The sequence below is a fragment of the Mycoplasmopsis canis PG 14 genome, from assembly GCF_001553195.1.
GTDB lineage: Bacteria > Bacillota_I > Bacilli_A > Mycoplasmatales > Metamycoplasmataceae > Mycoplasmopsis > Mycoplasmopsis canis.
Window position 1 is genome coordinate 673,897 of the sequence record NZ_CP014281.1, and the last position, 15,345, is coordinate 689,241.

The 15,345-nt window shown below is 31.4% G+C and carries 16 protein-coding genes and 1 rRNA gene; 2 read left to right on the forward strand and 15 right to left on the reverse strand.

Annotated elements, in window-relative coordinates:
- Nucleotides 1–76: 76 nt before the first annotated feature.
- Together ftsY and AXW82_RS02520 are read left to right on the forward strand one after the other, a co-directional pair.
- The gene (gene ftsY, locus AXW82_RS02515; RefSeq protein ID WP_004794353.1) at nucleotides 77–1,123 is read left to right on the forward strand and encodes a signal recognition particle-docking protein FtsY; all 1,047 of its coding nucleotides are present in this window, start codon (nucleotides 77–79) and stop codon (nucleotides 1,121–1,123) included.
- Nucleotides 1,116–1,349 (forward strand): sigma factor-like helix-turn-helix DNA-binding protein, encoded by a 234-nt coding sequence (locus AXW82_RS02520; RefSeq protein WP_046643165.1) that lies wholly within the window; start codon nucleotides 1,116–1,118, stop codon nucleotides 1,347–1,349. Before ftsY ends, AXW82_RS02520 begins: the two co-directional genes overlap by 8 nt.
- Before the next feature lie 30 nt (nucleotides 1,350–1,379).
- On the opposite strand, the gene AXW82_RS02525 is transcribed toward AXW82_RS02520, so the two are convergent.
- The 15 genes from AXW82_RS02525 to AXW82_RS02595 all read right to left on the reverse strand — a co-directional run bounded on the left by AXW82_RS02525 (nucleotide 1,380) and on the right by AXW82_RS02595 (nucleotide 15,344).
- The gene (locus AXW82_RS02525; protein ID WP_004794360.1) at nucleotides 1,380–1,883 is read right to left on the reverse strand and encodes a hypothetical protein; all 504 of its coding nucleotides are present in this window, start codon (nucleotides 1,881–1,883) and stop codon (nucleotides 1,380–1,382) included.
- Between the two features lies 1 nt (nucleotide 1,884).
- A complete protein-coding gene (gene uvrB / locus AXW82_RS02530) occupies nucleotides 1,885–3,849 on the reverse strand; it encodes an excinuclease ABC subunit UvrB (protein ID WP_004794361.1) in 1,965 nt (654 codons plus the stop codon).
- A 103-nt stretch (nucleotides 3,850–3,952) separates the two neighbouring features.
- Nucleotides 3,953–4,597 carry a hypothetical protein gene (locus AXW82_RS02535; protein ID WP_004794363.1) on the reverse strand — a complete coding sequence of 215 codons (645 nt, stop codon included), beginning with the start codon at nucleotides 4,595–4,597 and terminating at the stop codon, nucleotides 3,953–3,955.
- 97 nt (nucleotides 4,598–4,694) lie between these two features.
- Nucleotides 4,695–5,060 carry a 50S ribosomal protein L17 gene (rplQ, locus tag AXW82_RS02540; RefSeq protein ID WP_004794367.1) on the reverse strand — a complete coding sequence of 122 codons (366 nt, stop codon included), beginning with the start codon at nucleotides 5,058–5,060 and terminating at the stop codon, nucleotides 4,695–4,697.
- A gap of 1 nt (nucleotide 5,061) precedes the next feature.
- Complete coding sequence (locus AXW82_RS02545; RefSeq protein WP_004794369.1) at nucleotides 5,062–6,084, reverse strand: DNA-directed RNA polymerase subunit alpha; 1,023 nt, start codon at nucleotides 6,082–6,084, stop codon at nucleotides 5,062–5,064.
- 30 nt (nucleotides 6,085–6,114) lie between these two features.
- A complete protein-coding gene (gene rpsK / locus AXW82_RS02550) occupies nucleotides 6,115–6,504 on the reverse strand; it encodes a 30S ribosomal protein S11 (RefSeq protein ID WP_004794370.1) in 390 nt (129 codons plus the stop codon).
- A gap of 2 nt (nucleotides 6,505–6,506) precedes the next feature.
- The gene (gene rpsM / locus AXW82_RS02555) at nucleotides 6,507–6,875 is read right to left on the reverse strand and encodes a 30S ribosomal protein S13 (RefSeq protein WP_004794372.1); all 369 of its coding nucleotides are present in this window, start codon (nucleotides 6,873–6,875) and stop codon (nucleotides 6,507–6,509) included.
- A 19-nt stretch (nucleotides 6,876–6,894) separates the two neighbouring features.
- Nucleotides 6,895–7,008 (reverse strand): 50S ribosomal protein L36, encoded by a 114-nt coding sequence (gene rpmJ / locus AXW82_RS02560; RefSeq protein WP_004794374.1) that lies wholly within the window; start codon nucleotides 7,006–7,008, stop codon nucleotides 6,895–6,897.
- 14 nt (nucleotides 7,009–7,022) lie between these two features.
- The gene (gene infA / locus AXW82_RS02565) at nucleotides 7,023–7,241 is read right to left on the reverse strand and encodes a translation initiation factor IF-1 (protein WP_004794375.1); all 219 of its coding nucleotides are present in this window, start codon (nucleotides 7,239–7,241) and stop codon (nucleotides 7,023–7,025) included.
- A 1-nt stretch (nucleotide 7,242) separates the two neighbouring features.
- Nucleotides 7,243–7,992, reverse strand: a complete 750-nt coding sequence (map, locus tag AXW82_RS02570) for a type I methionyl aminopeptidase (protein WP_004794378.1) — start codon at nucleotides 7,990–7,992, stop codon at nucleotides 7,243–7,245.
- A 66-nt stretch (nucleotides 7,993–8,058) separates the two neighbouring features.
- On the reverse strand, nucleotides 8,059–8,700 hold the full coding sequence (locus AXW82_RS02575) for an adenylate kinase family protein (protein WP_004794380.1): 642 nt from the start codon (nucleotides 8,698–8,700) through the stop codon (nucleotides 8,059–8,061).
- On the reverse strand, nucleotides 8,694–10,124 hold the full coding sequence (gene secY, locus AXW82_RS02580; RefSeq protein ID WP_004794381.1) for a preprotein translocase subunit SecY: 1,431 nt from the start codon (nucleotides 10,122–10,124) through the stop codon (nucleotides 8,694–8,696). Before secY ends, AXW82_RS02575 begins: the two co-directional genes overlap by 7 nt.
- Before the next feature lie 126 nt (nucleotides 10,125–10,250).
- Complete coding sequence (locus AXW82_RS02585; RefSeq protein WP_004794384.1) at nucleotides 10,251–11,501, reverse strand: DNA cytosine methyltransferase; 1,251 nt, start codon at nucleotides 11,499–11,501, stop codon at nucleotides 10,251–10,253.
- Nucleotides 11,485–12,270, reverse strand: coding sequence for a hypothetical protein (locus AXW82_RS02590; RefSeq protein ID WP_129721206.1), 786 nt, complete (start codon nucleotides 12,268–12,270; stop codon nucleotides 11,485–11,487). The genes AXW82_RS02585 and AXW82_RS02590 overlap by 17 nt, the downstream gene beginning before the upstream one ends.
- 184 nt (nucleotides 12,271–12,454) lie before the next feature.
- A 23S ribosomal RNA gene (locus AXW82_RS02595) occupies nucleotides 12,455–15,344 on the reverse strand.
- Nucleotide 15,345 lies beyond the last annotated feature (1 nt).

Below are 15,345 nucleotides of genomic sequence, written 5' to 3' on the forward strand. Positions count from 1 at the left end.
TATAACTTTAACTAAATATTCTAAATATTTAAGCTTCCTTGTTAATAAAATCAAAAAATTATAATACAATATATTCATGGGATTTTTTAAAAATTTAGTTAACAAAGTTTTCAAAAAAGAAAACAAAGATGTAGAAACATTAAAAGACGAATTAAAAGAACAGCATTCTAAAGAAGTTTTAAATAGTGATAAATTTAAAAAATATTCAAATGGTCTTGAGAATAGTTCATCTTTCGGAAAAAAACTACTCGAAATTCAAAATAGATATAACACAATTGATGAAGACTTTTTTGATGAGCTAGAAGAATTATTGATAATGTCTGATATTAATTTAAAACTTGTAGATGTTATAATCGAAAAGATTAAACAAGAAGTAAGAACAAACGATATCGATGATCCAAAACTAATTGGGGAATTAATTGCTGATCAATTATTTGTAATTTATACAGCAAATACAATAGTAGATACAAATTTAAATTTCAAAAGTGACAGATTAAATGTTTTTATATTTGTAGGAGTAAATGGTTCAGGAAAAACAACTTCTATAGCAAAAATGGCTAACAAATATATTAAAGAAGGTAAAAAAGTTTTAATTGCTGCTGCAGATACATTTAGAGCAGGAGCTGTAAACCAGTTAGCTGTATGGGCTGATAGAATAGGTGCACAAATTGTTAAGCCTCAAAAAGAAGGTGCTGATCCTGCTTCTGTTGTTTTTGAAGCTTTAGAAAAAGCTACAAATGAAAGCTATGATCTATTAATTATAGATACTGCTGGTAGACTTCAAAACAAGGTTAATTTAATGAATGAGTTATCTAAAATGGTTTCAATTATTCAAAGATTCATTCCAGATGCTCCTCACGAATCACTTTTAGTTTTAGATGCAACAACTGGACAAAACGGTTTATCGCAAGCAAAGAACTTTAAGGAAATAGCTAATTTAACAGGTGTTATTCTAACAAAACTCGATGGTACCTCAAAAGGTGGTATAGTGCTTTCTATTAAAGATGAATATAACTTAAATGTTAAATATGTAGGGCTAGGTGAAAAGCTTGATGACCTACAAGAATTTGATTTAGAACTCTTTATTTATCAAATGACTAAGGACTTAATTGATAATGTCTAGAAAAAATTTAGAAAATATTGAAAAATATACTTTCTTATTTGAAAAATATAAAAATTTACTAACTCAAACACAAAAACAAATTTTTGAACTTTATTTTTATCAAGATTTGTCTTATGCAGAGATCGCTGAAATCACTGCCACCACAAGAACTGCGGCATATGATGCAATAAAAAAAGCAACTAAAAAGCTTGAGAAACTTGAGAAAGACGTTTATTCAGAAACATAATAAAAAACTTCCTGCTGGAAGTTTTTTTCATTATGATGGAATATCACATCCATCGAATGCATCGAAGTTAAAGTAAATTTTTTCAAATTTCTTACGGTCTTCTTCGTTTTTGAAAATATCAAATTCATCAGCTAAAATAACTACATCGCTTGCGCTTCCATCTAGTTTTGCTAGTTTAAAAATATTTTTAGCTTCTTCTACAATAGCTGATGCATTCTTGTTTTCTTCATATGAAGAATTATCTTCTTTTAATAAGTTTAAAATCTTTTCAAATGACGCACTTCTTTTTGTGTTGTTACCAATATATTTTTTGTTACTTAAAAATTTAAATAGGTCAAAAATATATTTATTCACAACTGGTGAAAATCTGTCATTTCTTGTGAAATTATTTCATGTTAGCTCGTTGAAAAATTCATCACCTTCTGCAAGAGCTGCTGTAAATACTTTTCTAAAAGCATTATAAACTGATACTGAATCAATTGATCTAATTGTAATTACATCTACATCATCTATTATATCTCTATATTTATACATATTATTTTCCTTCACTTTCTAATTCGAAAATTAAATCTTTGATTTCTTGGGCGCGAACATAATCACGCTCTTTTGCTGCTTTGAGCATTTGTTTAGTTAAATCTTCAATTACTTCCTTCTTACTTAGTTCTTTTGGTCCTTTCTTCTTGCTTAAAAGCAAGTCAAGTGCATTATTAATTTCTTTCCCTTCAATAATTTCAGGGATTTTTTTAATAATTGTTTGAGGAATAATGTTGTGAATTTTATTGTACTCTTCTTGAATCTTTCTTTTCTGTTCATTATCCTCTATGCACTTTTTCATTGCCTCTGATATTTCATCAGCATACAAGATAGCTTGTCCACCAGCATTTCTAGACGCTCTACCAACAATCTGAATTAAATTAGTTTCACTTCTCATGAAACCACCTTTATCAGCATCTAGAATAATCACCTTGGAGACCTCTGGAATATCAACACCTTCTCTTAAAAGATTTATACCTATAATGACTTCATAAAAACCTAATCTTAGTTTTCTGATAATTTCATTTCTTTGGAAAATTGTGTGTTCAGAGTGAATGTAAGCTGCTTTAACATTTCTTTTTTGCATATATTCCGACAATTTTTCCGATGACTCTTTAGTTGTTGTTAATATAATTGTTCTTTCATTCTTAAATCGCTGTTCAATTATTGTTTGATAGATATCATCAATTTGATTTTTTGTAGGTTTAATAATGATTTTAGGATCCATTAATCCTGTAGGTCTAACATACATTCTAAATACATTATTTTTAGATTTATCCAACTCATATTGATTTGGAGTTGCGGAAACATAAATTTTTTTAAACGAAAATTCATTTTCGAATTCCTCTAATGATAATGGTCTATTTTCAAGGGCTGATGGTAATCTAAACCCATATTCTACTAAACTTCTTTTTCTTGACTGGTCTCCGCTTATCATAGCATTAATTTGCGGAACAGTTAAGTGAGATTCATCAATAAATATTAAAGAGTCTTTTGGGAAATAGTCCAATAATGTATAAGGTCTTTCACCAAAATCCCTACCATCTAAGTACATTGAATAATTTTCGATACCTTTGCACATTCTAAATTCACGCATATCATTTATATCATTACGAACTCTTTGCGCAAGTCTTTGGTGTTCAATTAACTTATTTTCTGAAGCGAATTTTTGTAATTGATTTTCTAATTCTTGTTCAATTTTAGGGATAATATTATCATAAACTGAATTATCTGTTGCGTAAGCATCACCGGGTGATAAAACAAATATATTAAAAGTTTTTAAGGTGTCTTTTGTTAAAGCATCAACTAAAGATATTTCTTCTATTTCATCTCCAAAAAAACTTACTTGAATAGCAGTTTCTTCAGAATCAGCAGGTCTAATTAATATAACATCACCCTTAACAGTAAATTGACCAGGAAGCGGTGCAATATCGTTTCTATCATATTTTATATTTACTAATTTACGTATAAAATCTTTTGTTGAGATTTGTTGCGTTTTATAAAATCTGAAAAAACTTTGTGAATAAATTTCTGGGTTTAATGCACCATAAATGGCACTAACAGATGCTACCACTATTGTATCTTTTCTAGTTAATAAAGAGTTTATAGTACTCATTCTAAGAATTTCTATTTGTTGATTTGTTTTAGAATCTTTTTCAATATACGTATCTGTACTTGAAATATATGCTTCTGGTCTATAATAATCGAAATATGAAATATAATACTCTACAGCATTTTCGGGGAAAAAACCTTTTAATTCACTGTATAACTGACTGGCTAAAGTCTTATTATGTGATAATATTAAAACAGGTTTATCAAAATTTTGTATAACATTTGCTATCGTAAATGTTTTTCCAGACCCTGTAACCCCTAAAAGAACTTGATGTTCTTGGTTATTTTGAATTCCATTGCTTAAAAATGAAATTGCCTCGGGTTGATGTCCAGAAGGTTTATATTCTGAATTCAATTTATAGATCATTTGATAAAATTATAATACTTTATTAAAAAACAAAAAACTATGAAAAATATATTTTTTTATATAAAAAAACAAGTTTTTAGATGTATTTTATCTAAGAACTTGTTTTTTGGTTTGGTAAATTATTATCAGATAATGTTTTTAATAATAATTTATATTTTCGAAATGCAACAAAAGAAAATATAAAAAATGGAATTGATAACAAGATGTAAATAATTATAATGATTCAATAAGGGAAAATAACAAAAAGATTAAAAGCTAATCAATAAAACAATGTGTTACAAATAACTATATTCACCAAATGTAAACATGAAAATCAAATATAAAGTCTTCAATTGATTTTGTAAACAGTGTCTTTTAATTTTTCATCAATATTTTCTTGCGGAATATTATCAATTAATTTGTTTAATTTAAAATATTGAATTGTTCATAATGTTTTTTTAAATTCATTATTATATGCATTATAACCTTCTCTTTTATAACTCTTAAGTCCCAAAATTAAATATAAATAAGAGATTAAGGAAAAAAGTGTAATTACCCCTGCGAAAATTTTTATTATTAAATTTTGAAATAATAAGTAATTATCATTTTCAAATATTAACTGTGGTAAATTCATTAACACTAAAAAGCTTAAAAATATAAATAGAAAACTAAAAGCAATATAATAGAAATATTTCTTCTTCAATCATACATTCATATAAAAAATAACTGATTTTAAATAAATTTGTTTATGTTCCATATAATAATTTTACTACTTTTTATTTTATAAAATAAAAAAAACCAACTCATATATTGAGTTGGTGTGAATAAAATTATTATTAAAGCTTTATAAAATATTAAACAAGTTCAATGATCGCCATACGTGAGTTATCACCTTGACGTTTAGGTAATTTAATAATTCTTGTGTATCCACCGTTTCTATCTTTGTATTTAGGTGCGATTGAATCAAATAAGTGTTTTAAAACATCTTTATCTGTTCCTTGTACATTAATTTTACGTAAATATGCAGCAACAATACGTCTGTTTGCTAAAGTAGGGTTTTTTGCTTTTTGAATCATTTTTTCTGCATGTCTTCTAACTTCTTTTGCTCTAATTAAAGTTGTTGTTATATGTCCGTTAGCGTATAATTCACTAACTAATGAACGCATTACACCTGTTCTTCATTTTGTATCACGTGAGTAAATTTGTGTAGGATTTGCCATATTATTCTCCTCCTTGTTTTAATTCATAACCATGTTCACGAAGTTTTTCAATAATTTCATCTATTGATTTTCTTCCTAAGTTTTTTGTACTTTCAAGTTCTTCTAAAGTCATATTTGCAATTTGACTAATTTTTCTCTTATTGCTTTTTCTTAAAGCATTAAGTGAACGAACTGATAATCCAAGTTGTGTAATATCTAAATCATCTTCTTCTTGTTGAGGTTCTTCTTCTTGTGGTTCTTCAAAAATCTTAATTTCTTCCATATTATCAACATCACCAATAACTTGGAACATTCCAATTAAAATTTTTGACCCTTCTTTAATAGCCTCTTTAGCTGTTATTGTTCCGTCAGTTACTACTGTAAATTCTAGCTCTTCTTCGATTTTTGGTGAAGATGAGTTTAATTCTTTAAAATTATATGCTACTTTTTTAACTGGTGAGAAATCAGAGTCTACTGCGATAAATTCTGATTTTCCGCTAACTATGTCTGTAAGTGTTTGCAATTTACTTTTTACATTTGAATCATCTATATATGTTTTATTTTCTTCAAAAGACATAAATCCACGTCCAGCTCTTAAATACATTTCTAATTTTAAAGCATTTGGTTTTGAAGTTTCAGCAATATGAATTGAAGGATCAATAACTTGAATTCCAGGGTTACTTACTTCCATCAATGAAGAAGTAACGATACCAGCTTCATTAGAAGATAATTTGACTTTTATAATTTCATTTTCTGAAACGAAATCTGGATTATATGTAAAACGAACTTTTCTTAGGTTCATAATAATTGATGGAACATCTTCTACAACATCCTTAACAGTTGTAAACTCATGTTCAGCACCTTCGATTCTTACACAAAATGGTGCTAAAGTAGTTATGTTTGATAGGATAACTCTTCTTAATGCAACACCAAGTGTGTTACCGAATCCTCTTTCAAGTCCAGATAATGAGAAAGTAACTTCGTTTTTCATTACTTCTTTAAATTCTAATTTTTCTCTATAAGATAAAGGTTTCATTTTTTCCATTATCATCTCCTTTATTTAAAATGTTATGAATTATTTTCTTGCACGTTCACGTTTTAAAACACGTTTTGGTGGTCTTGTACCGTTGTGTGGGATTGGTGTAACATCTTTAATTTCTGTAACAGTAATTCCTGAAACTTCAATTTGTTTTTTAGCAGCATCTTTACCTGCTCCTAAACCTTTTAATTCAACTTTAACTGTTTTAATACCATGCTCTTTAGCAGCTTCTGCAGCTGCTGCTGCAGCTAAACCAGCTGCATATGGAGTTTTTTTCTTAGTTCCTTTGTAACCAATAGCTCCAGCAGATGATCAAGCAATAACATCACCTTTTTCGTCAGCAAATGTAACAATAGTATTTTGGTTTGTTGAGTGAATGTGCACAACACCGCTAACTATATTTTTTTTCTTAGTTTTACGAGCCATTATTATTTACCTTTCTTTCCAGCAACAGTTTTTCTTGGACCTTTACGTGTACGAGCATTCTTTTGAGTTGATTGTCCACGTACTGGTAATCCTTTACGGTGTCTTATTCCACGGTAGCATTTAATTTCCATTAAACGTTTAATGTTTAATGTTGTTTCTCTACGTAAATCACCTTCTGTTAAATAAACTTTTGCTTCTTCACGAATTCTTGATAACTCTTCTTCAGTTAAGTTTTGAACACGAGTATCTTCGTTAATGTTTGCTTTTTTACAAATTTCTTTTGCTAATGATTTTCCAATACCATAAATGTATGTTAATGAAATAACAACACGTTTATTATTTGGAATTTCGACGTTTAAAATTCTAGCCATTCTCTATATTTCCTTTCAATTACCCTTGTCTTTGTTTGTGTTTTGGTTGAACACAAATTACACGATTCACACCTTTACGTTTAATCATTTTACAGTCTTTACACATTCTTTTAACACTTGCTCTAACTTTCATGTTTTACTCCTTAATTATTTATGTCTGTAAACAATTCTTCCTTGAGTCAAATCATAAGGACTAATTTCTACATCTACAACATCACCAGGTAAAATTCTAATATGATTAACTCTCATTTTACCTGAAATATGAGCTTTAATAAGTGCACCGTTATCTTCTAGCTCAACAGTATATAAATCTGTTGTGTGAGCTTCTTTTACAGTTGCTTTAAATTTTATTGCATCTTTTGCCAAATTAAATTCCTTTCGTAAGAACAATACCTTTTCCATCTTTTATCAAAACAGTATGTTCATAATGAGCTGTATTTTTTTTGTCAGCGCTAATAACAGTTCAGCCATCTTTAAGTATTTTTATTCCACTGCTTTGAGTTATCATTGGTTCAATACAAATAACCATTCCATCTTTCAATAATGGTCCAGTACCTTTTCTTCCGTCATTTGGTATATATGGATCTTCATGTAGTTCTAATCCAATTCCATGACCAGAAAATTCATCAGGTGTATATAAATTGTTCTTTTTGATGTATTGACCTATTGCAGCTGCTATATCACCTACTCTGGCACCTTTTTTAATAGCTTTTACTCCAGCTCAAAACGAACCTTCAGCAACAGCTATCAACTTCTTATCCATTTCAGAAACGTTACCAACAGCTTTAGTAAATGCACTATCGCTATTATAACCTTCTCATATGCAGCCTAGATCAACACTAACTAAATCCCCATCCTTAACAATATAGTTAGATGGAATACCATGGATCAATTCTTCATTAACAGATATACAAGCTGTCGCAGGGAAACCATATAAACCTAAAAAGGCTGGCTTTGCCCCCCGCTTTACAATTTCTTTAAAAGCTAATTGATCAATATCTTTTAAAGAAACCCCTGGTCTTATAAAGTCTCAAACTACTTTTTTAACCTCTGCCAAGATTTCGCAACTTTTAGTTATCTTCTCAATCTCTATATTTGTTTTAATTTTTATAGCCATAAATACCTCCACAAATCGCAATAAAAAAGATACTTTTACTAAAAGTATCTAAATTTTATCATTTTTTTATATTTTTTCAAGAACTTTTTTGGCAACTGTGTTTGGATCTTCTAAGGCTACTATTGATATTAATTCATCTTTTTCTTCATAATATTTTAGCAGTGGTTGCGTTTGTTCTTGATAAATTTTTAACCTATTTTTAATTTTCTCTGGGTTATCATCTTCTCTAGTTATTAATGCTGATCCATCAATATCGCAAACACCTTCTATTTTAGAAGGCTGGAATTTAACATGATAACCAGTACCGCATTGAGAACACATTCTTCTACCGCTTAATCTTTCAATAATAACCTCGTGTGGTACTGTTAATTGGATAGTTTTAAAATCAAAATCTTTTTGGTTTTTTAAAAACTCAGCTTGAGCAATTGTTCTTGGAAATCCATCAAGTATGAAGTATTTTCCTTCATTTTTTAATTTTGTAATAGCATTAAGCACTATCTCGTTTGTTACTTCATCAGGAACATATCCACCTGAATGAACATAGAACTCAACTTTCTTACCTAACTCAGCAGTTTTATTTTTAATTTCGTTTCTAAAAATATTACCTGTTGATAAGTGTATTAAATTTGTTTCTTGAGCAATAATACCAGCAACTGTTCCTTTTCCAGCTCCAGGTTCACCCATAAAAATTAAATTAGTTTTTATCATAATAATCCCTCGTCTTTTTTGATTTGATCATCACCTAAATCAGCTAGTTCCACATTTTTATAAGTTTCTTTCTTGGCTAATGAAAGTTTATGTGATTTTCTTCTCGCTTGTAATTGACTAACAGTTTCTAAAGCAGTTGATACAAGAATCATTAAACTAGTTCCTCCGAAAGCTATACTTTGAGGTAATATACCAGTCATGATTTGTACGAATTGCATACTTGCCAATATAACTAAGTAAAAAGCTGAAAATACACTCAATCTAAATACAACTGCTATTAAGTAATCTTGAGTATCCTCACCAGGACGTACACCAGGTATATATGTAGAGTTTTTAGTAAAGTCCTCAGCTACCTTATCTACTTTTGATTGTTGAATACCCATAAGAAGAGAAAATACAAAAACAATACCTACTAAAAGACTAAAACCTAATGGAGCGGTAAATTGTAAATTAATATTAATTCATTGTTTAGCAGCATTTGTGTCTGGTAATATATTTGCGATCATTGAAGGGAATGAAAGCACCATCATCGCAAAAATAATTGGCATAATTCCACCAGGATTTAGTTTTATTGGTAACTTTCCTATTTCTTTCTTTGTTTTTGATCTACCAGCACCAACTTGTTGAATTGGGATGTGTCTTTCCGCAACATAAACAATTGCTATAATTAATAGAATTAATAAATATGCAAATATATAAGCAATAAAGCTTAAAATACTTGATGTTAAACTGTTTCCCTTTAAGTCACCAATATAATAAATATACGCTGATTGAAATTGAAACGGAAGTCTTGAAGCTATACCTGTAAAAATGATTAAACTTGTTCCGTTTCCAATTCCTTTATTTGTTATTTGCTCAGAAATAAATAAAGCAAATAATGAAGCGGCAGTTAATATCATTGGAACCAAGAAATAAACAATTGTACTTTCTGAAAAAGCATCAGTACCTACTATTTGTATGAAGCTTGATCTTTGATTTCCACTTGATAAAGATCTTGTAAGAAAAACTGCTTGCGGGTAAGCTATTATTAATGTTACAAATCTTGTAATAACATTTATTTTTTTTCTTCCTTGTGGTCCTGATTGACTCATTTTATAAATTGGTGGTACCAATTTAGATTGTAAAATCATCATTATTAATGAAGCGTTAATAAAAGGACTTATACCTAAAGCAAATAATGAAAATTGACGTAATCCTCCACCACCAATTAAATTTAGTGTATTTAAAAATGAATTATCATTAATTTGATTGATGTTCGCCACTTTGATAAAAGGTGCGGTAATAGTTGTTCCTAGAACAAAAATTATTAATAAGATTGATGTATAAATACCTTTTTTTAAGATTTCTCTTTTGCTTCAAAATTCTTTTCAATTATTACTAAATTTATAACCAAATTTAGATAATGTAAATATTAAATTTTGCAAAATGTCTCCTTAATTAATACATATTTAATTATATAAAAAAATATTGTTTTTTCTAATAGTTTATGAAAAAGCAATATTATTATTTTTAATATATAAAAATACTTAATTATTTAAAAATGATACTTGCTAATTTTTATCTTTAAAATCATCTTTTTTAAAATACAAATCCCATTTTTCTTCTAAGGTTTTTGCTATATTGTACGCTAATAAACAAGGGACTGCATTGCCAATTATTTTATATGCTGAGCTTGCACTAACTGGTACATATTCACCGCTTTTAGCGAGAATAAATTGAAAATCATCAGGAAATGTTTGTAATCTTGCACACTCTCTAACTGTTAATCTTCTTTCTTTCATACCTTTCTTTATCTCTTCTATTTTTTCTCCACCATTTTCTATTTTTAATCTTCTAAACTCTATATTTCCATGATGCTCAGAACGTATTGTAGGTGATACAAACTTACTTTTAACTTCTTTATTTCCTTGACCTTTTGAAATTTTCGCTTTCGAATACATTTGTTGTGATAAATCTTTTGTTTTGTCAGGTTCTAATAATTCAATGAATGCATCATCAGTTGTTACAAATGGAGATAGTTCTATGTTTCTTATATCAAAATTATGTGTTGGTTTTGGATAAGGATTATAGTCATCATTATTTTCTAGATTATTCAAAGCTTCAATAGTTTTGTAATTTAAAGCGCTTTTTTTAAAACCATAAAAGAATACTCTTTCTCTAGATTGCGGAACTCCATAATTAGCTGCTTGCAATACTTTAGCAGGTATAACAATGTATTCTTCATTCGCTGAGTTTGAAAAATCTTTTTCAATAATTTTCTTAGCATCTTTTAGATTTACTAACCCTTTTACATTTTCTGCTATAAACACTAATGGTTTAACAATTCCTACAACTTCTTTCATTCATAAGTATAATTGTCCTCTATTTTCTGTTTTTTGGTCAAAATCCTTTGTATTATTGTGACTTCTTTTTGAATTAAACCCTTCTCTTTTGCCAGCAACAGAAAAGTCTTGGCAAGGAAATCCTCCTGTTATAACATCGATATTTTCTGGAAAAATTTTTACCCCTTTATTATGTTTCTTTACTAAATTAACAATACTTTCTAATTTATAAATATTATCTTTCGGATTCATATAATTCATTCATGCATGCATAGCTGAAGGGTTAATATCATTAGCAAAAACAGTGTTAAAAATTGTTGACTTCAATTCTATTCAGTTATCTTCTTCTTTTTCTATTCAGTCTGGGTGTAATTCTTTGTTTACTGATTTTTTTAAAACCTTAAAACCACCATGAAAACCTAAATCCATACCACCAGCACCACTAAAAAGTGATAATACTCTTTTAGTTTTTATTTTCATCTTTTATTTCTCCTATGGTTCTTCTTAGATAATTCTTAAAAATTAACTTTTGATCTTTATTTCAATTTTCATATTTTAATAAAAAATTTAGTAAGAAAAATCTAATGTATGTATAAAATCATTTTTCATTTTTCTTTTTATTTATTAGAATGTCACTTCATTCATTAATTAAAATATTTTTAAAATATGAATCACATGAAAAACAACTTGTATTATTCTTAGAAATCATAAAGTTATTACCTTTTACTAATTCTTCATAATTAATTTTACTTTTTTCTTTTAAGTTTTTAAAAGAAATAATTGGTCTGATTTGTCTATCTGGAAATGTAGTTGTATTTGTTAAAGCATCAATATATAAACCAATGCAAATATCTATAAAATTATTTTTTCTCAATATAAATATTAACCATAAATCGTTTTTTATTTTAGAAATACTGGATCCAAACATGGTGAAACTATCTTTTCTTGTTTTAATTTCAATTTCTTTAACAAAAATTTGATTATTGTAATTTATTTCAATTGTAATATCATTTTTTTCTTTCATTTTATTGTTATTAATTTTAAATTCTAAAAATTTCAATATTATTGGATTATCAGTGAAAAGTTTTTTGTAAAATACATTTTTTTCTTTTAATAACCAATTTTTAAAATCGATAAATGAATTCTTGAGTTCATCAATTATTATTTCTTTTAATTCGAAATCTAAATTAGCTTCGCCATTTTGATATTTTATTTTTTTAAATCTTACTATTTTAATTTCTTTTAACAAATATTTATTAAAAAAATACATAAATAGATAAAATAAAGTGTCTATTTTTTCTTTTGTATTCATATAACATAGATAACATTTTTTTATCAAAGAAACTAAAAAAATAAAAAAACGCTCCTAATGGAGCTTGTTCTCTGAAAACTGAATAGTAAATAATAATCTATTAAAATGTCTTGAATACATTTCTTTTAAACCTATCAATTTATTAGTAATGGTCAGCTGAATGTATTACTACACTTACACTTCCATCCTATCAACCTCGTAGTCTACAAGGAATTTCAAGGGAATACTTATCTCTGAGGAGGCTTCCCACTTAGATGCTTTCAGCGGTTATCCCTTCCGTACTTAGCTACCCAGCTATGCTCCTGGCGGAACAACTGGAACACCAGCGGTACGTCCACTCCGGTCCTCTCGTACTAAGAGCAGCTCTCATCAATATTCCAACGCCCACATCAGATAGGGACCGAACTGTCTCACGACGTTCTGAACCCAGCTCGCGTACCGCTTTAATTGGCGAACAGCCAAACCCTTGGAACCGACTCCAGCTCCAGGATGCGATGAGCCGACATCGAGGTGCCAAACCTTGCCGTCGATGTGATCTCTTGGGCAAGATAAGCCTGTTATCCCCAGGGTAACTTTTATCCGTTGAGCGACTGCCGTTCCATGACGTACAGCCGGATCACTAAGTCCTGCTTTCGCACCTGCTCGACTTGTAGGTCTCGCAGTCAAGCACACTTCTACCTTTGCGCTCTACATACGGTTTCTGACCGTATTGAGTGTACCTTTGAACGCCTCCGTTACCTTTTAGGAGGCGACCGCCCCAGTCAAACTACCCACCACGCACTGTCTCCCCGCCGGATAACGGCGGCAGGTTAGAAACTCAACATACCAAGGGTGGTATTTCAAGGTCGACTCCTCTAAGGCTAGCGCCTCAGCATCACAGTCTCCCACCTATCCTACACATGTTAGGCCAAGTTCCAATACGAAGTTGTAGTAAAGCTCCATGGGGTCTTTTCGTCTTGATGCGGGTACCCAGCGTTTTCACTGGGACCATAATTTCACCGAGTCCAATGTTGAGACAGTTGAGAGATCATTGCGCCTTTCGTGCAGGTCAGTATTTAGCCGACAAGGAATTTCGCTACCTTAGGACCGTTATAGTTACGGCCGCCGTTCACCCGGGCTTCATTTCAACGCTTCGCATAAAGCTAACGCATCCACTTAACCTTCGGGCACTGGGCAGGCTTCACCCCCTATACATCACCTTGCGGTTTAGCAGAGAGCTGTGTTTTTGATAAACAGTTGCCCCTCACAATTTACTGTGGCCAACTTTTTAGGGTTGGCACCCCTTTTCGCGAACTTACGGGGTTAATTTGCAGAGTTCCTTAACATTGGTTTTCTCGCTCGCCTTAGAATACTCATCTTGGGAACGTGTGTCCGTTCTCGGTACAGGCACCCTGACATTTAAACGTTTAGAAGCTTTTCTTGGAAGCATGAAATCACACAATTCAAACCTAAGTTCTATGCATCATAACTCCCGGTTATAGAATACGCATTTAACTATATTCACCAGTTGTTATTTACCCCTAAATCCAATAATAGGTAGTGTTATCCTTCTCCGTCACTCCATCACTATGCCAAGGTGGTACAGGAATATTAACCTGTTGTCCATCGGATACGCTTTTCAGCCTCTCCTTAGGCCCTGACTAACCCTGGGTGGACGAACCTTCCCCAGGAAACCTTTCCCAATAGGCGTCGTGGATTCTCACCACGAATCGTTACTCATACCGGCATTCTCACTTCTTAGCGCTCCACCAGTCCTCACGGTCTGACTTCGCCGCACTAAGAACGCTCCTCTAACGTACTTTCGTACCCGTGGCTTCGGTATTATGTTTTACTCCCGTTACATTATTGGCGCAAGATCTCTTGACTAGTGAGCTATTACGCACTCTTTAAAGGGTGGCTGCTTCTAAGCCAACCTCCTAGTTGTTTATGAAATCTCACAACCTTTCTGACTTAACATAATTTTGGGACCTTAGCCGACGATCTGGGTTGTTGCCCTCGCGAGCCGGGACGTTAGCACCCCGGTTCCGACTGCATGACAATACACAATGGTATTCGGAGTTTGATTATAGTCAGTACCGCTAGGCGCGGCCATTCCATATTCAGTGCTCTACCACCAAAGTTTAACATCACACGCTAGCCCTAAAGCTATTTCGAGGAGAACCAGCTATCTCCAAGTTCGATTGGAATTTCTCCACTATTCACAAGTCATCCGGGCACTTTTCAGCGTACTACGGTTCGGCCCTCCACTTGGTGTTATCCAAGCTTCAGCCTGCTCATGAATAGATCACATGGTTTCGGGTATATATCAACATACTAAACGCCCTATTAAGACTCGATTTCTCTACGGCTCCGCTTTTTTCTGCTTAACCTCGCATGTTAACATAACTCGCCGGTCCATACTGCAAGATGTACGCCATCAGCCATTAACGGCCTCTGACTAATTGTAAGTAAGTGGTTTCAGATTCTATTTCACTCCCCTCCTGGGGTTCTTTTCACCTTTCCCTCACGGTACTAGTTCACTATCGGTGTCTGGTTAGTATTTAGCCTTACCGGATGGTCCCGGCAGATTCAGACAGGGTTTCACGTGCCCCGCCCTACTCAGGATACTATCAGAAGTTTTTGCCATTTCGCATACGGGAGTATCACCCTCTATGCTAAAGTTTCCCAACTTTTTCTGCTATAACAAAAATTTGTAACTTCGTGTAGATAGTCCTACAACCCCATCATATAGATGGTTTGGGCTCTTCCACGTTCGCTCGCCGCTACTGATGGAATCATTATTTATTTTCTCTTCCTGTTGCTACTAAGATGTTTCAGTTCACAACGTGTCTCGCTATCAAGACTATTTATTCATCTTGATGCAGTTAGAAATTACTCTAACTAGGTTTCCCCATTCGGAAATCCCCGTATCGTAGCTTATATCCAGCTCCACGAGGCTTATCGCAGGTAATCACGTCCTTCATCGACTTCCAGACCCAAGGCATCCACCACAAACTCTTACTTATTTAAAAG